Genomic DNA, 21522 nt, shown 5'->3' on the forward strand with positions numbered 1-21522 from the left:
TAAGAGCATCAGAAGGCATACAAGTTCACCCCAGCCCGCAGCTTCATCGGTGATAGCCGTCGTCAGGCCGCCAACTAGCCGATGGTCTCAACGACTTTACAGTCGGGCAAGTCCCGTGACACATGAATTTAACTTTAATTCGGTGCCAGGAAAAAGCCGAAAGGCAGCACGAAGTGCGCCACCAGCCGAATTCTGGTGGCGCACTTCATACGGCTGGGATCAGAGAATCCCCGTCCTGACCGCGTAGGCCACCGCCTGTGTTCTGTTCTTGCACTTCAGCTGCTTGACGCTGTCGTGGATGATCCCCTTGATGGTCCGCTCGGAATAGCTCATCTTCTCGGAAATCTCCACCGTGTTCATTCCCTCGGCGAGCATCCGGAGGACCTCTATCTCGCGGGCGGACAGGCCACCTCTTCGCGTTAACTGCGCAATGGTCTGCTGCCGCTGTTGGTGCCCGAGTTCGGCGATGAGATGGCCCATGAGTTCACGCGGCATTCGGCTGCGTCCGGCGCTCGCCTCGACCGTCGCTTCGAGCAGTTGCTCAAGGCTGGAACTGCCGCGGTAGAGGAAACTGGTCAGCCCGTATTCGACCGCCAGAGTGAGCTGCCGCTCGTTGACACGGTCGGCCATCACCACCACGGGAATCGGGGCGCCGCCGGCTCGCGCGGCGTCCTGCTTGAGCACCCGGAGCCAGTCGTCGCTCACGGTGCTCAGCAACATCACGGAGACGTCCGCCTCGCGAATCCCTTGCTGGGGAAGGATGTTGAAGTTCGACCGCGCCTGAAGATAGGCACCGGTGGCGTGCTCCAGGATGGAGTCGCTCGCTCTCAGGACGACCGAGATCGTGTTCCCGGCCGTGCCGGGCCTGCGGTCGAGGACGGCAGTCGCCGTCCCGCCGCTCATGACTTCCGTTTGAATTACAGACACTTCAGCATTCCCCACCTAGAGCCGACATGCTTAGCTCGGTCCGCGCCTCCCCGCTCTGATCAGCACCGGGAGGGGCCGACGAGAGGGTGTACCGAGGCACATCAGCACAGTAGGCGGGCGGCGGGCGGGAGAGCTTCCGTCAAATGACCGAATGCAACTTGGACAGGATTGGCGCCACTTGACCCTTTCTGTCAACTTTCAAGCAACCGCGGATCTCTCCAGAGGGTGACGCGGGTCACCGGTCCGCCGGTGTAGCACACCCGGGTGCGGTGCTGCTGACGGTCCTTCCCGCGACCGCGTTGTCCTGTGACAGATCGGGCCCGGTGGGCAGCATCGACAGCAGGGTCGACGGCAGGCCCCGTGCGGCGGTCAGGTCGTAACCGAGCGCCTCCGCCGCCTGGCTCGTCGGGACCAGGTACTTCATCCCCGTCTCGGTCACCAGATAGGTCGTGCCGCCGACCTGGCTGCCGCCCGCGCCCAGGGCCCGGACCAGACTGCCTCCGTCCGGCGGTACGGCGACCGCGTCGACCGGCAGACAGGGCCTGCTCACCGGGGACTTGGCGCTCGCGGGCAGTCCACGCGCGTCGATCAGCGCCACGCTGATGGTCGTACCCGACGTACCGGAGCCGCCCGACGCGCCCTCCCCCTCGCCCTCCTCGTCGCCGTCGCCGCCCGCCGTGTCCAGGCGTACGCACGCGGCCTGGGTCTGGTTGACGGCGAGCAGCTTCGGCGGGGACGTCGGCAGGGACCTGCCGGTCGTCTCGGCCTCCGAACCGCCCGTGACGAGGCGGCCGTTGAGGCTGTCGGCCGTGATGGGCAGGGCGACGGGCGCCTCACCGTCGTAGGCGCGCTCCCGGACCCCGGGGCCGCTGAGGGACAGGGCCGCCTGGGTGGGGGTGAGCGGGACCAGGCCGGAGCGCAGCAGCAGGTAGTAGCGCTCGGCGGAGCCGGGGGTCTCGACGACGAAGACCTGGCCGATCCTGGTGGCGCGGCCGTCGAGTTCGGGGCCGGCGTCGCCCTGGCCGGGCACGGGGGTGGGGGCCAGGTCGGTGCCGGCCGGCAGGGCGCCGAGGAACGCGGCGGTCACGGGCAGCGGGTCGGTGGCGCCGTAGCCGAGTGCTTCGGCGCTGTCGGTGCCCTCGGAGAGCCGGTACCGGTTGCCGCGCCAGACCAGGTAGTAGGTCTCGTCGGGCGCGACGACCAGCAGGGCCTCGTCGGCGCCGAGTCCGGCGCCGGGGGTGTCGCTGTCCACGACCAGGGTGGTGGCCGCGGCGCGCTGGTTGCTGTCGGTGGTGCGGACGGTGGCGCACACCTCCCAGCGGCCGTCGTCCATGCTGGACGCCTTGGGGAGGGTGTCGGGTGCGCCCTCGATGCCGACGGCGCCGCCGCGGGGGGTGTCGGCGAGGGACTTGGCGGGCACCGTGCGGGTGCTCATCTGCGTGCCGACGATCAGCTTCGCCGAGGCGTAGTTGCGTACGGGGCGCAGGGAGCCGTCGTAGAGGAACCGGTTGCCGGTGCCGCTCTCGACGATCAGGGTGGTGCCGTTCTGCCAGGTGTTGTTGCCGCCCGGGGAGATGAATCCGTAGACGAGGAAGCCGATCGCGAGGATCACGCCGATGGCGCCGCCGCAGCCGATACCGACGTTGGTGCGGCGTACGGGGCTCTCGGGGAAGTCCGGGTCGGTGCGCATCAGGCCGGTGTTCAGCCGGGATACGACGAAGCGGTGGGCCTGGACCTGTTCGCGTCGTGTCTGCATGGGTTCGCTCTCGCTCTCAGCCCTTGATGCCGCGCAGGTCGGCGTAGACGCCCAGCACCCACAGCACGCTCGGCAGCAGGCCGATCGCCGCCGCGGACTGGAGCAGGTCACCGGCGCGGCCCCAGTACGGCAGCATGCGCCGGCCCGGCACGGTCCACAGGATGCTCGCGACCACGATGGCGGCCAGCAGCAGGACGACCGGGGTGAGCTGGCCGTTCCAGCCCCGCTGGAAGGCGGTGCACACGGCCAGCAGCAGGGCGCCGAACGCGCCGGGCACCACGAGGGCGAGGCGCTGCCAGGCGTTGCCGAGGTTGCGGCCGTGCAGCAGCAGTACGGCGGCGAGCAGGCCGCCGGTGAGCAGCTGCGGGGTGCTGGTGTCGTGGGCGAGTCCGGCGAAGCAGGCGGCGCAGATCGCACCGACGGCGAGCAGGAAGCCGGTCATCCAGCGGTCGGTGGCGGCGCTACGCGCGGTGACTTCTTCGCTGGGGTAGGGGTCGATGCCTTCCTGGAGCTGGTCGGAGTTGGTGGGCAGGGGTGGCAGTCGCAGTCCCGCGAGGGAGAAGGAGATGGTCGGGACGAACGCCCCGAACAGGATGACCAGTACGGTCACCCCGGCCGCCGCGCCGTCGACGCCCTCGTCCAGGGTGAGCATCAGCACGCCGCCGATCACGCCGGCCACCGCGACGACGACACTCGCGGCGAAGGCGACCGGCCACGAGCCGACGACGGCCAGTGCCAGTCCGGTGGCCAGCGCCCAGGCGGCCGCGCCGGCCAGCCAGCGGGCGCCCTCCAGGTTCGAGCCCCCGACTCCGGTGGCGCCGCCGACGACGAGCGCGCCGCCGAGTGCCGCGAACGGTCCGGCGGCCAGGCCCAGCAGGATCGCTCCGGGCATGTCGTCGAGGACCCGGGCCGCGGAGCCGGCGCCGGCCAGCAGCATCAGGACGGCGCCCGCGCAGAGCACGGCCCGGCCGCCGGCGTCGTCCTCGGACAGTGCCAGCAGCACCAGGACGGCGAGCAGCACCCCCAGCAGCACGGCGCGCAGGGCCCACCGGCTGATGGTGGGCGACCACGAGTTGGGCAGGTCCCGGACGGTGGCCGAGACGCCGTCGACGAGGTTGTCGAACCGCACCGGCGGCAGGGTCTCGGCCGCGGGGCGCAGCAACAGCACGTCCCCGTCGTGCAGTTCGAGGGACTGTGCGGTGCCCTCGGGGTCCAGGGGGTCGCCGCCGATGCGCTGGAGCGCCCAGCCGCCGTGGTCCAGTCCGGTCTCGTCCAGGTCGTCGCCGGCGTATCCGACGATGACCGGCAGCAGGTCGGCCACCGGGATGTCCGCGGGGACCGCGAGGTCCAGGGACTTCTCCGGGGCCCGGACGGTGAGCCGGCACAGCCCGGCCGTGCCGGGCAGAGCCGCCACCGAGGTGTCGCTCATCTGAGGTGCCCACTCTCCGATCGGCATGCGTACGAGCGCACGCAGGCACTCACTCGTCTTGTGCGGGGGGTTGGATGGGGACACTAACCCCTGGTCGCCGCGCGAGTGATGTGCGAGCGGCAACACTTCCCTCGGGGGCAGCCCCGGGGAGCACCCTGAGGCATGTTCGCCCCGGTGTGCGGGTGGTGGGCAGCGGCCGGGAGTCAACCATGACCGCTCGGGCACACATGTCTGCCCGTAGGCACTGACCGGCGCCCTCGGCCACGCGCGTGTGACACATATGGACGTGGCACACAACCACGCGGTGCAGGTGACACACATCGGTGGACCGGCAGGAACGGTCCGACCGTTCAGACAGCCAGAGGTGACGTTCCTTGAGTGTGGTGTTCTTCCGCCGGCCGACGCGCCGCATCGGACCCGAGATGCCGAAGGGTGACCTCGGGCTCCAGGAACCGCCGGTCGTCGCCGAGCCGACGCCCAGCGGCGGCGCGATGACGACCTATCTGCCGATGGCCATGATGTCCGGCGCCATGGTGCTGCTCTACATGCGCCCGGGGTCCACGTCGAGCCCGGTCACCTATGTGATCGTGGGGGTGATGGCCCTGGCGATGGGCACCATGCTGATCGGTCAGCTGGTGCGTGCCAACTCGGAGCGCAAGAACAACCTCAAGGGCTCGCGCCGCGACTATCTGCGCTATCTGTCGGGGGTACGGCGCCGCGTGCGCAGGGCGGTCGCCGAGCAGCAGCGCGCGCTGGCCTGGCGGCATCCGGAGCCGACCGCGCTGTGGACGTTCGCCCGCAGCTCGCGGCTGTGGGAACGGCGGCCCGGCGACGAGGACTTCGCGGAGGTCCGGCTCGCGGTCGGTGACCAGCGCCTCGGCCTGAAGCTGACGACCGCCGCGAGCAAGCCGCTGGACGACCTGGACCCGCTGTCCGCGCACGCGCTGCGCGCCTTCATCAACGCCTACTCGACGGTGCCGGACCAGCCGATCGCGGTGTTCCTGCGCACCTGGGCGCGGGTGCTGATGCGCGGGGAGCGCGAGCAGGTGACGGCGACCGCGCGGGCCCTGATCGGGCAGCTCGCGGTGATGCACGCCCCGCAGGACATGGTCGTCGCGTTCTGTGTGAGCCCGGACCGGCGTGCGGAGTGGGACTGGGCGAAGTGGCTGCCGCACAGTCTGCACGCGCACGAGACGGACGGCGCGGGCCCGTCCCGGCTGATCGCGGCGAACGCCAACGAGCTGGAGGACCTGCTGGGCGAGGAGTTCACCGAGCGGCCGCCGTTCGACGTGACGGCGGAGGTCGGCAAGGACGAGCCGTTCACGGTCGTGGTGGTCGACGGGGGCCAGATACCGGCGGGCCACCGCTTCGACCGGCAGGGTTTCCGCAACACCGTGGTCGTGGACCTCTCGGAGGCGCTCAGCTGGCGTCCGGGCCGTACCGTGCTGCGGCTCGAACTGAGCGAGGGCTCTGTGTCGTTGGTCCGTACCGACCGCAACCGCAAGGAGGCGACGACCCTCCTTGGCCGGGCCGACACACTGGGCCCGGCGGCGGCCCGCTCGGTGGCCGCGCTGCTCGCCTCGAAGCGCATCGGTGACATGGGTGACGCGACCCGCCCGCTGGAGTCCGACATCCAGCTGACGAGTCTGCTGGGCATCCCCGACCTGCACCGGCACGACCCGGCGGGCTACTGGCAGCGGCGGGCGGGCTCCGCCTCCGGCTCCGGCCGGCTGCGGGTACCCATCGCGGTGGGCACCGACGGACACCCCGTGGACCTGGACATCAAGGAGTCGTCGCAGGGCGGTATGGGCCCGCACGGCATGCTGATCGGCGCCACCGGCTCGGGCAAGAGCGAGCTGCTGCGCACCCTGGTACTGGGTCTGGCGCTGACGCACTCCTCCGAGACACTGAACTTCGTCCTCGTCGACTTCAAGGGCGGTGCGACCTTCCTCGGTCTGGACGAACTCCCGCACACCTCGGCGGTGATCACCAACCTGGCCGGTGAGGCCGCTCTGGTGGGCCGGATGCAGGACGCGCTGCACGGCGAGATGATCCGCCGGCAGGAGCTGCTGCGGTCGGCGGGCAACTTCAGCTCGCAGCTGGAGTACGAGCGGGCCCGCGCGTCCGGCACCCCGCTGGCACCGCTGCCCAGCCTGTTCGTGGTGGTCGACGAGTTCAGTGAACTCCTCGCCGCGCACCGGGACTTCATGGACCTGTTCGTGATGATCGGCCGGCTCGGCCGGTCCCTCGGGGTGCATCTGCTGCTGGCCTCGCAGCGCCTCGACGAGGGCCGGATGCACCAGCTGGAGGGCCATCTGTCGTACCGGATCGGGCTGCGCACCTTCTCCGCGATGGAGTCACGGGGTGTGCTGGGTGTCCCGGACGCCTACGAGCTGCCGCCGCAGCCCGGCAGCGGCTTCCTGAAGAGCGGTATCGAGCCGCTGACGCGCTTCCGGGCGGCGTACGTCTCCGGCACCTACCGGCAGCGCTCCAGCGCGCTCGTCCAGGCGCAGGTGGCCAGCCAGGTGGTGCTGTGGAGCGCGGAGTACGTCGCCAACCGGCAGGCCCCGACGCCGGCCCCGCAGCCGGAGCCGGACACGTCCGTGAGCGAGCCGGAGGGCGGCGCGGGCTCCCTGCTGTCGATCGCGATCGGCCGGCTGCGCGACGCCGGGCCGCCCGCCCACCAGGTGTGGCTGCCGCCGCTGGAGGCGCCACCCACCCTCGACCAGCTGCTGCCGCCGCTCTCCCCGGACCCGGTGTTCGGTCTGACCACCGCGGACTGGCCGCAGCGCGGACGGCTCACCATCCCGGTGGGCATCATCGACAAGCCCTTCGAGCAGCAGCGCGACCTGCTGAGCGTCGACCTGTCCGCGGCGGGCGGCCATGTGGCCATCGCGGGCGGCCCGCAGAGCGGCAAGTCCACCCTGCTGCGCACCCTGATCACCGCGCTCGCGCTCACCCACACCCCGCGCGAGGCGCAGTTCTACTGCCTGGACTTCGGTGGCGGCTCACTCCAGTCACTGACCGGGCTGCCGCACGTCGGCGGGGTCGCGACCCGGCTGGACACCGAACGGATCGGCCGTACGCTCGCCGAGGTCACCTCGATCCTGGCCCGGCGTGAGCGGCTCTTCCTGGACCACGGCATCGACTCCATGCCGACACTGCGGCGGCGGCGCGCGAACGGGGAGTTCCCCGAGGAGCCGCACGGTGACGTGTTCCTGGTGATCGACGGCTGGGCCACGGTCCGCCAGGACTTCCAGGACCATGTGCCCACCATCAACCAGATCGCCACCAACGGACTCAACTACGGGGTCCACCTGATCATCACGACCGCCCGCTGGGTGGAGCTGTCGGCGGCCGTGCGCGACCAGTCGGGCACCCGGCTCGAACTGCGCATGGGTGACCCGCTGGACTCCATGGCGGACATGCGGCGCGCCAAGGACGTGCCGTCGGTGCCGGGACGCGGGCTGACCATCGACACCAAGCTGCACTTCCTGGCCGCGCTGCCCCGTATCGACGGGGTGGAGAGCGGCGGCGCCGAACTCGCCGACGGTGTCGGTGACCTGGTGTCGTCGGTCGCCGAGAGCTGGCCGGGGCAGGGCGCGCCGCCGGTGCGGATGCTGCCGACCCTGCTCAACGCGTCGGAGCTGCCGGCCCATGTCCCGGCGCCCGCCGGCTCCGGCCCCCGTACGGCGGCGGAGGCGACCGGCAGGCTCAGGATCCCGATCGGGGTCGAGGAGAGCGAACTCCAGCCGTTCTGGCACGACTTCTCCGAGTCGCCGCACCTGGTCGCGTTCGGCGACACCGAGTCCGGCAAGACCAATCTGCTGCGGCTGCTCGCGAAGAACATCTGCGAGCGGTTCACCCCGGCCGAGGCCCGGATCCTCGTGGTCGACTTCCGCCGCAACCTGGTCGAGGCGGTGCCCGAGGAGTACCGGCTGGGCCACGCGGTCTCCGTGGACCAGCTGGGCGAACTGGTCGAGGGGGCGGCGCGGGCACTGAAGACCCGTACGCCGGGACAGGACATCTCACCGGCCCGGATGCGGCTCGCCGACTGGTGGCAGGGGCCGCGGCTGTTCGTCCTGGTCGACGACTACGACCTGGTGGCGTCCCCGATGCGCAACCCGCTCGACCCGTTCCTCGAACATCTGCCGCTGGGCTACGAGGTCGGTTTCCACCTGGTGGTCGCTCGTGCCGCCGCCGGCGGTCTGCGGGGCGCCAACGATCCGACGATCCGCCGTATGACGGAGTCCAACTCGCCTGCCCTGCTGATGTCCTGCCCGCCGTCCGAGGGCTTCCTGTTCAGCAACGTCAAGCCGAAGATCCTGCCGCCCGGACGGGGCATCTACATCACCCGCCGCCGCAACCTCCAGGTCCAGACGGCCCTGCTGGACCTGGAGGAGGAGCGGGTGCCGGACCTGCTGTGAACGGCGCGACCAGCCCCGACGAGCCCGCCGCCGCCTCAGTCCTGGGCGGCCGCCCTGTTGCGCCGGTTGCGGCGGGTCAGCAGGGCGCCGGCGGCCAGGACACCGGCCCCCGCGGCGGACATGCCGAGGACCGTGTAGGCCCTGCGCCCCGGCGCGGTGTCCTCCACAACGGGGTTCAGGTGGATGGCGTCCGACACTCGGGGCCGTGTCGACGGCCCCGCCGAGGGGGCTACGGCGGCCAGGGCGCCGTACGGGTTGAGCTGGGGCACCCGGGCGGGATAGGCGCCGGCCTTCAGCCGGGCCGCCACCTCGGCGGCGCTCAGGTCGGGGTCGTAGGAGCGGACGAGCGCGGCGGCGCCGGCGACGAACGCGGCGGCCACGGAAGGGCCGTTGGCGAGGAAGTTGCCCTTGCCGCGGGGACCGATGCCGGTGATGCCCTGGCCCGGGGCCGCGAGGTCGGCGCGGGCCGGTTCCAGGGATCCGCTGGGGCGGGCGCCGGTGATGTCCTGGTCGACCACGGACAGCACCCGGGGGTCGGCGGCTGGCCAGTACTCCAGGGTGGACGGCGGGTCCTCGCCGCCGAAGGCGCTCGCGGTCAGACCGTCGGGCAGCGCGGCCGCGACGACCAGCACATCACGGTCGGCGGCGTGATCCAGCGCCGACTCCAGCGCGTCGGAGGCGGAGGAGAACGACAGCGATACGGCGATGACCTTCGCCCCCGCGTCGGTCGCCGACCGGATCCCGGCGGCCACCCGCGCCTGGTCCGGCGCCCCCGTGGAGTCGGTGCCGCGCACGGCCAGGATCCGCGCGCCGGGCGCGACACCACTGAACGCGCTGCCGGCCGCCGGCTCGGCGGCGATGGTGCCCGCGATGAACGAGCCATGTCCCACACAGTCGTCGGTGGCGCCCGCGCCCACGCCGGTCACCCGGCCGGACAGCGCGGACACGTTGTTCTCCACACCTGTGTCGATGACGGCCACCCGCACGCCCGCGCCGGTGGTGAGTTGGTGGGCCCGGGTCAGTTCAAGACTCAGCTGTGCCCACGGCATCGCGGTGACCTGCCTGCTGGACGCCTTGGTGCAGGACGTCCGGGAGAGGTCCAGGAGCGGTGGCATGACCGGCAGTTCGGGCGCAGGCTCGGCGGTGACACCCGCGGAGGGCAGCGGCGCGGGGGTGTCCGCGGCGACGGCACCCGCGGCCGCCCCGCACACCAGCGCCGTGGCGAGCAGGGCGACTGCCGCCGCTCCGGACCCGCGCGCACCGACCGCGGGCAACTCCCGCCGGTTGTCTCGTTCGCCGCTCACGGCCATACCGTCTCCCGTCCACACCGCGTGCTGAAGAGCTGTGTTGTTCGTAGGGCCCGAAGACCGACGACAGGAACTCCCGAACGGTCCGAGGGGCTTCTGCCGGCCCGCACACCGTCGTTCAGAAGGAAAGACCGAGGCGCTCCGCGCACTCGTCCCGCGCAGTATATTCCGCGAAAAGAGGCCACCTAAGGTGTCGGAGAAGTTCGTCATACATGTCGGGGCCCAGCCCCGGAGGCTCGGATGAGCCCGCTCGGCGCCCGCCGCGGCGCCTCGTCCCAGGGCCCCGGTGCCCGTCCGGGCAGTGGTCGCGCGCGATCCTCCGCCCTTCAGCTGACCGGAGCCAGGGGCATCTGGGCCGTGCACGGCTCCGGTCCGGTCCCCGACCAACTCGTCTACGCGGCCAAGGCGTTGGACGCGGTCGTCGGCGCGGGGTCGTTCCCGGAGAGCGCCACCGTGCTGGTCGGCGCCGGTTTCGACGACATGGACGCCCTGTGCGAACTCCTCGAACCCGCACTTGAGGAGTGCCGGGAGGCAGGCACCCATCTGCTGCGCCTGGTGATGTCCGGCGGCGCCGCGGACCGCACGGACGGGCCGGCGCCGGCCCGCACCATCGGCGAACGGTTCGGCGGGGACGTACTGGCTCCCGCCGGGGTGGCCATGGTGGTGCCCGGCGGCAGTCTCTTCGCACCGGATCTGCCCGAAAGGGCAGGAGGTTGGTGGCAGTTGTCCCCCACCGGCCGGCCCCGGCACCTCGGTCCGCGCCACCCCGTGCCCGGCTGGCACACCGCGCTGGAGCGCGTACCCCTGGACGGAGCCCCCGGGTGTGTCATCGAACACATCCCGGCGGGCCTGCTGATCCAGCCCGCCGGATCGCCCCCCGAAGGCGTCGACGCGATCCGCTACGCCCTTCCCGTCGACCCCGAGGGGCCGGTCCTGCTCGTCGACACCACGGGCGCCGCACAGGTCCCCGCGGACGTCCTCGCCGACGTGCTGGCCGCACTGCCCGCCGCCGTGCGCGGCACCGTGCGGCTCGTCTCCGCCGACGGGGGCGATCTGGTCGCCGTGGGCCAGGAGGTGGCCGACCTGCTCGGTATCGAGGTGCAGGTCGCCAACGGCCTGACGGTCCTGCTGGAGGAGGGCCGCCCGGCGGTTCCCCGGGTCACCCGCCGCGCCAAGGGCGACACCCCGTGGGGTGAGCCGGGCCAGGGCGGCGGTACGGCCCGTACGGTGCTGCTCGACTCCGACGGCAACCCGTCCTGGCAGCCGTACATCCGGGCCGTCACCTGCACCCCGGCCGAGGGCGGCGCGCCGTCTGCGCCACGGATCAGCAGTTGGCGGGCCCCGATCGGCGGACTGCGGCCCGGCGCGGAGACCGGCGCGCTGCTGCTCGACAAGAAGTGGCAGATCACGGTGACGCGGGCGGGTCTGTGGATCGGCCCGCACCACACCGAACCGCCCCGGTCCGCGGCCGAACGCCCGGTCAGGCCCGATGTCATGGCCATCGACATCGGTGTACCGGGCCGCCCGCTGGACGACTCCCTGCTGGCTCCCCTGGAGAAGCTGTTCACCTCGCTCCAGGACGACGTCAGGGCCCACACCCTGATCCAGCTCCTCGGCGAACCGACCCAGGAGACCCTGCGGACCCTGCGCCGACTGGCCATCCGCCACGACCTCGCCCTGCGCTCGCAGGGCCGCCATACGGAGACGCCAACCCCGGCCGCATTGATCGCCCCCGCGGCGGGAGTGACCCGGACGGCGTTGCCGGCTCCCGGGGTGAGTGCGGGAAGGCCACCGCGGACGACCGGGACGGCTGGGGGGGCCTTGGGCGCGGGGGCGGGTGCCATGGGCACGGGTGCGGGTGCCGTGGCCGCAGGCGCGGGTGCCGTGGGCACGGGTGCGGGTGCGGGTGCCGCAGGCGCAGGCGCCGTGGCCGCGGGTACGGGTGCCGTGGCCGCAGGCACGGGTGCCGTCGCCGCGGGTGCCATGGGTGCGGGTGCGGGTGCCGGGGCCGCAGGCGCGGGTGCCGTGGGCACGGGTGCGAGTGCGGGTGCCGCAGGCGCAGGCGCCGTGGCCAGGGGTACGGGTGCCGTGGCCGCAGGCACAGGTGCCGGGGCCGCGGGTGCGGGTGCCGGGGCCGCAGGCACGGATACGGGTGCCGCGGGCGCAGGTGCCGTGGGTGCGGGCTCGGGTGCCGTGGGTGCGAGTGCCGGGGCCGCAGGCGCGGGTGCCGTGGGTGCGGGTGTGAGTGCTCGTGGCAGTGAATGGGCCTCCGCCGGGGCCGACCCGGGCGGGGAGGCGGCTGAGGCCGGGGCCCCCTCGGAGACGGCGACTAGGGGCCTCGGCGATGAGGCCGACCCCGCGGAGGAGGCCGCGACCTGGGTGCCGGAGGTGACACCCGTACCCGATGTGCCGGAGCCGTCGTACGACCCCCTGCTCGGGCAGGACTACGTGGGCGACGAAGGTGACGGCTACGACGAGCCGGAGTCCGCGGTACCCGGCGCGTACGAGGAGCCCTCTCCCGCCGCTCCCCTCGGCTCACTGACCTCCGCGCCTGCGGCCCATGGCCCCGAGCCGGAGGTACGGCCCTCGTTCGGCCGGGACGAGGGGGAGGCCGTGGTTCCCGCGACGGCCGGCGGCCAGGAGACCTCGCCGTCCTGGGGCCGCTCCTCCACAACCCCGTGGTCGTCCGCCAGAGCCACTCCGCCCGCCGAACGGGCCCCGTGGCCACCACTTCCCCCGGCCCCCGACCCGGAGGCGCCGAACGGCCCGGACGAGACCGGCGTGGAGGAACTCGACGTACCCGCCGCCCCCGTGACCGGACTGATGAGCTCGGTCGCACCACCGCCGGAGGCCGAAGCAGAGCCCGGGCCCGCACCCGATCCCGATCCCAACCCCGAGAGTGAGCCGTACGCGCCCGACGAGAACAACTCCGCGCTGCGGACCGTGACATGGCTGCCCGTCCGCCCCTCGTACCGCAGCACCGACGCCGAACGGGACGCCGTACGACAGGCGTTGAGCGACCGCTGGGACAGCTCCGGCGGCGCCGTGGCCCGCGCCATGGTCCGGATGCCCGCCCTGCGCAACACCACGGACCCGGAGGTGGCCACCGCGGACCTCACGGCCCTGCACTCCTACCTCACCGCCGAATCCGGCGTGCACAAGGCCCTGTTGGAGTCACTGGAGGCGGGCAGCGGCGACTGGCTGCCGTTCCTCGGCTGTGTGGCCTCGGGACTGCGGCGGCTGCCGTCGTACCGCGGCGCGGCCGTCAGGTCGGCGGGCCGGGCGCTCGGAGACGCGGCCGAACTGCTGTTGCCGGGGGAGGAGTTGGGCGAGGCGGCGCCGATCGGCGCGATCGGGTTCGACAAGGCGTACCCGGCCGTCGCCACCGACCACTACCTGATCTGGTCCATGACGGGCCGCAGGGCCGGTGCCGTGCTGGCCGACGCCGACCAGGCGGCGGCCGAGCGCGCGGACGCCGCCGGTGAGGTGCTGTTCGCGCCCGGCACCCGGCTGCGCGTCCTCCAGTCCGCCAAGCGCGGCAGCGCGACGGTGGTGCTGCTGCGCGAGATCCCCGAGATCGCGCCGCCCGCGCCGCCCGGCCGGCTCGACGAGTCGGACCGGTCGGTGCTGACCAGGCTGCTCACGCTGCTGGACCTGCCCGCCGGGGCGGCCGTGGGCGGGCCCTGGCCCGGTCGGTCCACGGGGGTGCTGGGGGTGCTGGCGCCGGAGGCATGACGGGGGTGTGGACGGCGGGTCTTCTTCCCCTACGGGCAGCAGTCGCGGCTCAACAGGCAAAGTCGGACCGCTCCTGTGTCCAGGGGCGGGTGACTGCCGCGAAGGTGTAGGGGTCGGAAGGTGGGTCGCGCACAGCGGCCGGCGTCCCGGCCCGGCCGCGGGCCGCTCCGCGTTGCTTCAACTCTTCGTCCTGACGTCACCCATGACTGACCGTTAGGTGCACAGGGCCCCTCGCCCGGGATCTGGCCCAGAACCCGGTCGAGGCAACAGACGGCCGTCGCTTCGTGGGGGAGGCGGCGGTCGTTCTGTTCTTTCCGGCTCCCGTCTCCCCCGAGGGAGCCGCCCGGCCCGTGCACGAACTGAGCCAGAAAGTCGATCAAGGAGCTGAAATGGCCATAGAACACCCGGTGGGCGGCCCGCCACCCACCGAGGGGGCGGCCCCGTCGATACGACGGGCCATCGCGCTGCCCCTGAACGAGGACGACTCGGGCGGAGGTGAGGCGTCGGCGCTCATCTCCGCGGGACAGGCGGCCAGGGGCGCGAGCGCGGCGGCCTCCGTCGCCGAGGCGGCCGGGGACGCCACCACCGCTCGCCGTGCGAACGGTTCCCTGCTGAGCCTGTCCGGGCGTACGTCCCGCACCTCGGCTCCGGCGCGGGGCGCGGCGGTCCCGGACACCTTCACGGGCGGCCGGGCCACCCCCGGGGAGCCCGGTCAGGCGCGGCCCGGTGGGCTGTTCGGCCAGCGTCAGCGGCGTACGACCGCCGGTGGGCTCGCCGTGGTGCCTCCGGCCGGCGAGGGGCAGACGGCCGAGGGGCGGATCGCCGCCGCCGCGGCCGAGGGCGCGATCCAGAACCGGCCCGGCCGCACCGCCGCCGGGCACTCCGGAAAGCGCGGGCGGTGGCCGCTGATGGCCGCCGCGTTCGCCGGCGCCATGCTGGTGTCGGTGCCGTTCGTGAACAACCCCGGCAACAAGAACGTCACCGGCCTGGACGACCTCAGCAACACGGCCGACTCCTACGCCAGTGACATGCCGTCGCACGAGCCGCAGGACGGCGCCGCCTCCCCGCTGGTGCCCGAGCCCGCGCAGGGCGACCCGCAGTCGGACTCGGGGGTGCCGCCGCTGACGACCAGCATCGGTCCGGGCCTCACCGGCCCCAGCGGGGACACCACGCTGGACGACATGCAGCCGGTGCCCACCGCGCCGAAGCCGGGTGAGCCGACCGCTCCGGACGACCAGGACAAGGGCAACACCGACCTGCCGAAGAACGGGTCGGGGTTCCTGCTCGGCGGCGTGCCGTTCCTGGACGACGGGGACGACTCGGACGACTCGACGCCCGACGGCTCCGGTGTCCTGGAGGCCCCTCCCGGGCCGCTGAAGGACGACGTCCTCATCGACCGCACCCCGGCGAAGCCGCTGACTCCGCAGACCGACGCGAAGCCGGCCAAGGGGTCGGACGCGCCGGCGGGTCCGCTGAAGGACAACGTCCTGGTCGACCGCACTCCGGCCAAGCCGCTGACCGCGCAGACGGACGCGAAGCCGGCATCCAAGCCGGACCCGAAGCCGGTGTCGAAGCCCGACCCCAAGCCCGTCTCGAAGCCGGTGTCGAAGCCCGACCCCAAGCCCATCTCGAAGCCGGTGTCGAAGCCCGACCCGAAGCCCATCTCGAAGCCCGACCCGAAGCCGGTGTCCAAGCCGCCGGCCACACCCGACTGGTCGACCAAGGTGGTGAGCTCCACCTACGTGCTCAACTCGGGTCAGTCGGTGGCGTCGAACCGCATGAAGATCACGCTGCGCAGCAGTGGCAACCTTGTCATCACCGACGAGAACGGTGTGGTGCGCTGGTCCTCGGGCACGTCGGGCTCGGGCAACCGCGCGGTATTCCAGGCCGACGGTCACTTCGCCGTCTACAGCTCGGACGACCGGACGCTGTGGTCCTCGGGCACCGCCGGCAACCCCGGCGCCCAGCTGGTCATCCAGGCCGACGGCAACGTCACCATCGTCTCGGCGGGTGGCGCGGTCCTGTGGTCCGCGGGCACTCAGCGCTGAGGCGGTTGAGCACGACAGTGCACTGACAGGGCACCGACAGCGCACTGACATCACCCCGGTCTTCTCCAGCCACCCTTGATTCGTGGTGGGTTGAGGTGCCGGGGTGATGGCATGCTCCGGGCGCTTACGCCAGCTACCCGATGGTGCAGCCAGGCTGCCCATGCGGACGGATCTCCAAGAGGCTGATTGCCAGCTCCATTTGGCGCTGACTAGCCTCGCAACCGGTGATAGCCCTGATCACCGCAAGGCGCTTCGCACTCGCTCCAGGACGTGCCGCTGGATGTTCGGCCGCGTCGCCACTCGGCGCACGGCGTCCAGGACGCACTCCTTCGAGGCTGTCGCACCGCCCTCGTACCGGTACGGCTCAGCCCCCGACCAAGGCGACATGCGCCTGTCCCCTGAACCACGCAACTCATGGACGAGGAGTCCGGTATGAGCACTCCGTTGCAGGCATCACAAGAACAGACATACCGCAGTGCCATCTCCCTGCTGGAGAACGCCAGGTCGGCACTGACTGCCAGCCAGGGCCGGATCTCGGACGCCGCCGCGACGCTGGGCGTCGACTACAAGGGCTCCGACGGTATGGCGTTCGGCCAGCTGCTGGAGAAGTGGCTCAACGAGGTGAACCAGATCAAGAACACCTGTGGGCTGATGGAGGAGCAGCTGGAGACCAGCCTCCGCAACTCCAGCAACACCCAGGGCGACGCCGACGAGATGGTCAACCGGCAGATGAACCTGAGCGCCCGCGACAACGCGTTCAACACGCTCGCCGGCTGACGCCCGAAGCCCACCACCCGAAGGAGGCCCGTATGCCCATCTACATCAACCACAGCTCCGCGAACAACGTCGTGGAGGACATGCTGCGCGAGACGCAGCAGATCACGTCTCTCATCCAGCAGCTCCAGACCGACCTGAACGCCACGGTCCAGGAGTGGTTCGGTGCCGACAAGGAGACCTACACCGAGCAGGTGCAGCCGGCCTGGAACCGTCAGGTCAGCGCCCTCGGCCAGATCCTACAGAGCCACGGTGACGTGCTGAGCAACGTCTCGACCAACTACATCCGGACCGACCGGAGCAACGCCGAGGGTTTCAGCAGCATCCCGATCTGAGCAATCGCCCGTCCGTACGAGGACCGCGCACTCGAGGGCTCCCTGTCTCCCGGGTGCGCGTCACTCGTCCTCGCAGTGAGGAGGGTTCAGCATGCCCAACCTGACAAAACTCGACGCCGCCGGCCTTCAGGCGTTCATCGACGGCGACCTGGTGCCGTTCCTCAACCGGCTCAAGGAACTGCGCGCGCCGGGGCAGACCCCGCCTTCCCTGTTCGACGTCTCCACCATGCCGCGGCCACTGCTGCTCGGGAACATGAACAGTGACTCGGACACCGGCGGAGACAACGTAGTCAAGAACGCCAAGACGGCGGCCACGGCGATCGACACCGTGCTGAACAAGCACGTGTCCGCCTTCCAGGACCTGGAGCTGGAGCTCCGGAACGTGATCACGACCATGCTCAACACCCAGAACACCAGCCTGACCGACATCGACGGTCAGAAGTTCCTGAGCGCCATCGACGACTACATGTTCGACCTGGACGGCTCCGGGGGCGGCGGAAACAACTCGACCGAGTCGTAGAAGAACACCGTTCCAGGCGTCGTCTGAGCCACTAGAAGGGGAGAACCCTCCATGCCTGTGGGCAACTGGGAAGAAATCATCAACCTGATGACGGGGTTCGATCTGGGAAAGCGCAGCGACATCCTGGATCAGAAGGGGGACGGAGGAATCCCCTGGATCAGTGTCAACATCAAGAAGTCCACTTACTTCGACATTGATTCATGGCCGCGGGACGACGGCACGGGTTGGTGGATTCGATGGTTCGAACGCGAAATCGACACGAAGTATCCCAACGTCTATGAGGCGAACGTAGCCTTTACGGACACGACGGCCGGGCGCCAGTACTGGCAGCGCAGTTCCGACGCGCTCAGGTTCCTGGTGCAACCGCCGTACAGGACGGCCGGCATGTCCAGCAACTACGGCGGCTCGCCCGGTCAGGACCAGGGTGTCGACCTCAATTCCTTCCCGACGTTGGCACGTTCCTTCGACACGGCGGGCAATTTCTTCCGCACGAACACCGAGATGTTCAAGCAGTGGCTGGAGAGCCTGGGCCAGGAGGATGCGGCCTGGCGGGGCACCGGTGCCGGAGTCTTCTACGACCTGATCAACCAGCTCTACCAGAAGTACGACGGCTTCACCAATGAGCTGTCCCCGCCGGGTTTCTCGCCCACGGCGTCGTCCGTGTCCGGCGGCGGATTCCAGTCCAGCACGTTGCACGGTGACTCGCTGATCGCGGCGGAAGTCGCACTGCACACCGCCTTGCAGAACATGTACGACCAGTTCATGAGGTTCATCAGCAGAAGCGCGACCCCCATCCCGGTGACGCTGGCCAACGGAATGCGGGTGAACGCCAATGTCGACGGCGACCAGCGCAACATATTCCTCCAGATATTCCAAGAACTCTCGGCCTGGGTGAGGGAGTACAACTGGACCAGGAAGGGGTGGCACGGGGGAAGTCAGCAGGATCTCCCCGGCTTCTCCGAAACCACGGTCTGGGGCAATCTCAAGGACCAGAGCACGTGGGCGAACATCGCCAACGAGGCACAGTACCGCTGGCGGGAGAACATCCAGGTCAACCTCGACGAGCCGGCCCGTCAGCAGGTCTCGACCCTTCAGGAGAACTGGAACCGGGTTCTCAACCCCGGCTGGAACACCGCGTTCGCCTTCGACGAGAAGACCACCGTGTCCCTGCCGGAGCAGTACCAGGAGGACAAGCTGGAGCTGGAGAAGGAGCAGGCCGAGGAGGACGCCAACCAGGCCAACGAGGACTACAACAACGCGATCAACGATCTCAACAACAACGTCAACGACCTCGGCGACGGGCTCAACGACCTGGGCGAGGGGATGGGCGACGGACTCAACAACCTCGGGGAGAACCTGGGCAACAACTTCAACGACCTGGGTGACGGCCTCAACAACCTCGGCGACGGACTCAACGACCTGGGTGGCGGACTGGGCGACGGGTTGAACAACCTGGGCGACGGCCTCAACGACTCCCTGACCGACCTGGGTGACGGGCTCAACAATCCGGCCACGCTCGGGACGGACCTCCCCACGAGTCTCGACCCCGAAAGCCTCAACACCGACCTCGGCACCGGCGGGACACTCGACCCCACCGGCTCCCTGGGTGACCTCGGTGACCCGAACACCCTCGCCACGGACTCGGGGGGCCTGCCGGACACCTCGTCCCTCACGGATCCGGCGCTGACGGACAGTGGTGTCAACCCGATGGCCGTCCCGCCCCTGGGCAACCTGGTCGGTACCGGTAACAACGGCACCGGCGGCATCCCCGGGCTCACGGACGACCCGGCAGGGCTGGCGGGTTCGAACGGCAGTGTCACGACGACGAACCCGGACGGCAGCATCACCACCGAGTTCCCCGACGGCAGCTCCACGACCGTCAGCCCGAACGGCGACGTGACCACCACCGGCCCGGACGGCACCATCTCCACCGACAACCTCGGCGCCGGTGAGTCACTGCTCAACCCCGACGGCTCGGTCACCAGCGTCGACGCCAACGGTGACATCACGACGCAGTTCCCGGACGGCTCCTCGGTCACACAGAACGCCGACGGCAGTGTCGTCACCACCGACCCGGCCGGCAATGTCACCACCGAGTTCCCCGACGGCAGTTCGACGACCGTGAGCCCGACCGGCGACGTGACCACCACCGGCCCGGACGGCACCATCTCCACCGACAACCTGGGCGTCGGTGAGTCCCTGGTCAACCCCGACGGTTCCGTCACCAGCCTGGACTCCGACGGCAACATCACCACGGAGTATCCGGACGGCTCCTCGGTCACCCACAACGCCGACGGCAGCATCACCAATGTCGACCCGAACGGCAACGAGTACACGACCATGCCCAACGGCGTGGTGGAGACCACCACACCGGACGGGCTGACCCAACTGACCACGCCCGACGGCACGGTGAGCACGCAGAACGCCGACGGCAGCCTCAGCATGGAATTCCCCGACGGCAGTTCCACCACGATCACCCCGGACGGTCAGGTCACCACCACCACCGCCAACGGCTCCGAGGTGACCAGCCAACTCGGCGAAGGCCAGAGCCTGGTGAACCCGGACGGCTCCAAGACCACGCTCGACCCGGACGGCGGCTTCACCACGACCTACCCCGACGGCAGTTCCGTCACCGTCAACCCGGACGGCACGGTGTCCTCCACGCCCGCGACCGGAGGCACCGGAGCCGGCGGCGGCCTTGGCGGCATCGACATCCCGACAGTGAGCGGCGGCACGGGCGCGGGCGACCTGCCGTCCTACGACCCCAGCGGACTCACCGTCGACAACGGCGACGGCTCCAGCAGTACGACGTACCCGACCGGCACTGTCTCGTCCACGGACCCGAGCGGCTACACCGCCACGAACTTCCCCGACGGCAGCAGTACGCTCACCAGTCCCGACGGTCAGTTCCAGGCGGTGCCCAGTCCGGAGACCGCCGTCGCGGGCGGTACGCCGGACGGGCTGACCCCGGCGACCGGGAGCACCGGCGTCGCACCTCCCTCGGGCACCGGTGACGACCCCGGGCTGTCCGCCCTGGGCGGCCTGATGTCTCCCATGATGATGATGATGGGTATGGCCCGCATGGGTAACCAGCAGGGCCAGGGCCAGGGCGAACGGACCCGTGAGACCTACCAGGAGAACGACCAGGACGGCGCGTACTTCCACACCGGTCCACAGCGGCCGGCCGAGCCGCCGCCCGCGGAGGCCTTCGAGGAGGAGGACCAGGACCCGGACGAGGTGCCGAGCCGGACGCCCACCACAGGTCAGGGTTCCGGCGAGGGCGGCGGTTGGCGCCCCGAGACACAGGACTCCGGCTGGGACGAGGAGGACGACGTCTGGGGCACCGGCGAAGAGGGACTGCCGGCCTCGATCGGCCGCTGACCGCCGGGAGCCCCGACCTCGACCTCGACCCCAGCCACATCCGTATCCGAGCAACCCCACGGCACGGGAGAAGACACCCATCATGAACGACGAACTGAGGCAACAACTCGACCAGGCCATGGCCGACTTCGAGACCCAGCGGCTCGCCCTGCTCAAGGCCAGGGAGGAGATCGCCGCCATGACCACCACGGCCAGGTCCAAGGACCGGGTCGTCGAGATCACCCTGGGCGCCGACGGCCAGCCGAACGGACTGCGGTTCCTGGACAACAAGCACCAGACCATGTCCGGCAAGGACCTGGCCAACAGTGTCCTGCAAGCCATGTCCCGGGCCCACCAGCAGCTCATGACCCAGGTGCACGCCAGGTTCGGAGAGCTGGCCGCCACGGGCATCGGCGTGGCCGCCGACGGACCGGACGCGGTGGACCGGCTGGAGGGCCTGGGCCTGGAGGAACTGCTGGAACCCCTGCGAGCCCCGGACGGCCCGCTCAACATGGACCGAGGGAGGGGACGTGCCTAGCAACTCCACGTTCGAGGCGGATCCTGACGGGATCAGGCAGGGCGGCTCGAACATCGACCAGCTCGCCGACATCGCCAAGCTCCTGACCGGCCAGTGGGTGGACGACTCCACCCAGTATCCCGGCAACCCCACCATCGGGACAGCGGGCGACAAGTCGACGCTGGCGATCGTGAACAAGTACAACGAGATACATGTGCCGTTGAAGGACGCCGTCGAGCAGATCGCCGGTGGCTTCCTGGGACTGAGCACCCTCACCACCGACACGGGCAAGAACTTCCAGTTCCAGCAGGACGAGAACGAGAACGGGATCCGCCAGCAGGACAAGAACACCGGGCGCCGACCCTGACATGCCTTCTGATTCTCTCG

13 protein-coding genes are annotated in these 21522 nt (G+C 70.7%); 9 read left to right on the forward strand and 4 right to left on the reverse strand.

Features of this window, described 5'->3' with window-relative positions; all coding sequences use genetic code 11:
• Positions 1-219: 219 nt before the first annotated feature.
• The 3 genes from ACIQAC_RS40645 to eccD form a co-directional block, all read right to left on the reverse strand.
• On the reverse strand, positions 220-903 hold the full coding sequence (locus ACIQAC_RS40645) for a LuxR C-terminal-related transcriptional regulator (protein WP_402200754.1): 684 nt from the start codon (positions 901-903) through the stop codon (positions 220-222).
• Positions 904-1162: 259 nt separating this feature from the next.
• Entirely contained in the window at positions 1163-2683 is a 1521-nt protein-coding gene (eccB, locus tag ACIQAC_RS40650; protein ID WP_402200756.1) for a type VII secretion protein EccB, read from the reverse strand.
• 16 nt (positions 2684-2699) lie between these two features.
• The gene (gene eccD, locus ACIQAC_RS40655; protein ID WP_402200757.1) at positions 2700-4139 is read right to left on the reverse strand and encodes a type VII secretion integral membrane protein EccD; all 1440 of its coding nucleotides are present in this window, start codon (positions 4137-4139) and stop codon (positions 2700-2702) included.
• 353 nt (positions 4140-4492) lie between these two features.
• Here eccD and eccCa point away from each other — a divergent pair, with 353 nt between their 5' ends.
• Entirely contained in the window at positions 4493-8539 is a 4047-nt protein-coding gene (gene eccCa, locus ACIQAC_RS40660; protein ID WP_402200774.1) for a type VII secretion protein EccCa, read from the forward strand.
• Between the two features lie 35 nt (positions 8540-8574).
• Here eccCa and ACIQAC_RS40665 read toward each other — a convergent pair whose 3' ends face one another.
• Complete coding sequence (locus ACIQAC_RS40665) at positions 8575-9843, reverse strand: S8 family serine peptidase (RefSeq protein WP_402200759.1); 1269 nt, start codon at positions 9841-9843, stop codon at positions 8575-8577.
• 243 nt (positions 9844-10086) lie between these two features.
• On the opposite strand from ACIQAC_RS40665, the gene ACIQAC_RS40670 reads away from it, so the two are divergent.
• The 8 genes from ACIQAC_RS40670 (at position 10087) to ACIQAC_RS40705 (ending at position 21502) form a co-directional block, all read left to right on the forward strand.
• Positions 10087-13581 (forward strand): hypothetical protein, encoded by a 3495-nt coding sequence (locus ACIQAC_RS40670; RefSeq protein ID WP_402200761.1) that lies wholly within the window; start codon positions 10087-10089, stop codon positions 13579-13581.
• A gap of 389 nt (positions 13582-13970) precedes the next feature.
• The gene (locus ACIQAC_RS40675) at positions 13971-15629 is read left to right on the forward strand and encodes a hypothetical protein (RefSeq protein ID WP_402200762.1); all 1659 of its coding nucleotides are present in this window, start codon (positions 13971-13973) and stop codon (positions 15627-15629) included.
• A 432-nt stretch (positions 15630-16061) separates the two neighbouring features.
• Positions 16062-16406 carry a hypothetical protein gene (locus ACIQAC_RS40680; RefSeq protein ID WP_402200763.1) on the forward strand — a complete coding sequence of 115 codons (345 nt, stop codon included), beginning with the start codon at positions 16062-16064 and terminating at the stop codon, positions 16404-16406.
• Positions 16407-16438: 32 nt separating this feature from the next.
• A complete protein-coding gene (locus ACIQAC_RS40685; protein WP_402200764.1) occupies positions 16439-16738 on the forward strand; it encodes a WXG100 family type VII secretion target in 300 nt (99 codons plus the stop codon).
• Positions 16739-16829: 91 nt separating this feature from the next.
• Positions 16830-17258, forward strand: coding sequence for a type VII secretion system-associated protein (locus ACIQAC_RS40690; RefSeq protein WP_402200766.1), 429 nt, complete (start codon positions 16830-16832; stop codon positions 17256-17258).
• Between the two features lie 51 nt (positions 17259-17309).
• Positions 17310-20639 carry an AAWKG family protein gene (locus tag ACIQAC_RS40695; RefSeq protein ID WP_402200768.1) on the forward strand — a complete coding sequence of 1110 codons (3330 nt, stop codon included), beginning with the start codon at positions 17310-17312 and terminating at the stop codon, positions 20637-20639.
• A gap of 82 nt (positions 20640-20721) precedes the next feature.
• A complete protein-coding gene (locus ACIQAC_RS40700; RefSeq protein WP_402200770.1) occupies positions 20722-21156 on the forward strand; it encodes a YbaB/EbfC family nucleoid-associated protein in 435 nt (144 codons plus the stop codon).
• Positions 21149-21502, forward strand: a complete 354-nt coding sequence (locus ACIQAC_RS40705; protein ID WP_402200772.1) for a hypothetical protein — start codon at positions 21149-21151, stop codon at positions 21500-21502. Before ACIQAC_RS40700 ends, ACIQAC_RS40705 begins: the two co-directional genes overlap by 8 nt.
• Positions 21503-21522 lie beyond the last annotated feature (20 nt).

Source organism: Streptomyces sp. NPDC088387 (assembly GCF_044753385.1).
Classification (GTDB): Bacteria; Actinomycetota; Actinomycetes; order Streptomycetales; family Streptomycetaceae; genus Streptomyces.

Excerpts from the sequence above, each read along its gene's own strand:
- ACIQAC_RS40670 (WP_402200761.1), top strand. The coding sequence starts at position 10,087 with ATGAGCCCGCTCGGCGCCCGCCGCGGCGCCTCGTCCCAGGGCCCCGGT.
- ACIQAC_RS40685 (WP_402200764.1), top strand. The coding sequence starts at position 16,439 with ATGCCCATCTACATCAACCACAGCTCCGCGAACAACGTCGTGGAGGAC.
- eccB (WP_402200756.1), bottom strand. The coding sequence starts at position 2,683 with ATGCAGACACGACGCGAACAGGTCCAGGCCCACCGCTTCGTCGTATCC.
- ACIQAC_RS40645 (WP_402200754.1), bottom strand. The coding sequence starts at position 903 with ATGAGCGGCGGGACGGCGACTGCCGTCCTCGACCGCAGGCCCGGCACG.
- eccD (WP_402200757.1), bottom strand. The coding sequence starts at position 4,139 with ATGCCGATCGGAGAGTGGGCACCTCAGATGAGCGACACCTCGGTGGCG.
- ACIQAC_RS40680 (WP_402200763.1), top strand. The coding sequence starts at position 16,062 with ATGAGCACTCCGTTGCAGGCATCACAAGAACAGACATACCGCAGTGCC.
- ACIQAC_RS40690 (WP_402200766.1), top strand. The coding sequence starts at position 16,830 with ATGCCCAACCTGACAAAACTCGACGCCGCCGGCCTTCAGGCGTTCATC.
- ACIQAC_RS40700 (WP_402200770.1), top strand. The coding sequence starts at position 20,722 with ATGAACGACGAACTGAGGCAACAACTCGACCAGGCCATGGCCGACTTC.
- ACIQAC_RS40675 (WP_402200762.1), top strand. The coding sequence starts at position 13,971 with ATGGCCATAGAACACCCGGTGGGCGGCCCGCCACCCACCGAGGGGGCG.
- ACIQAC_RS40695 (WP_402200768.1), top strand. The coding sequence starts at position 17,310 with ATGCCTGTGGGCAACTGGGAAGAAATCATCAACCTGATGACGGGGTTC.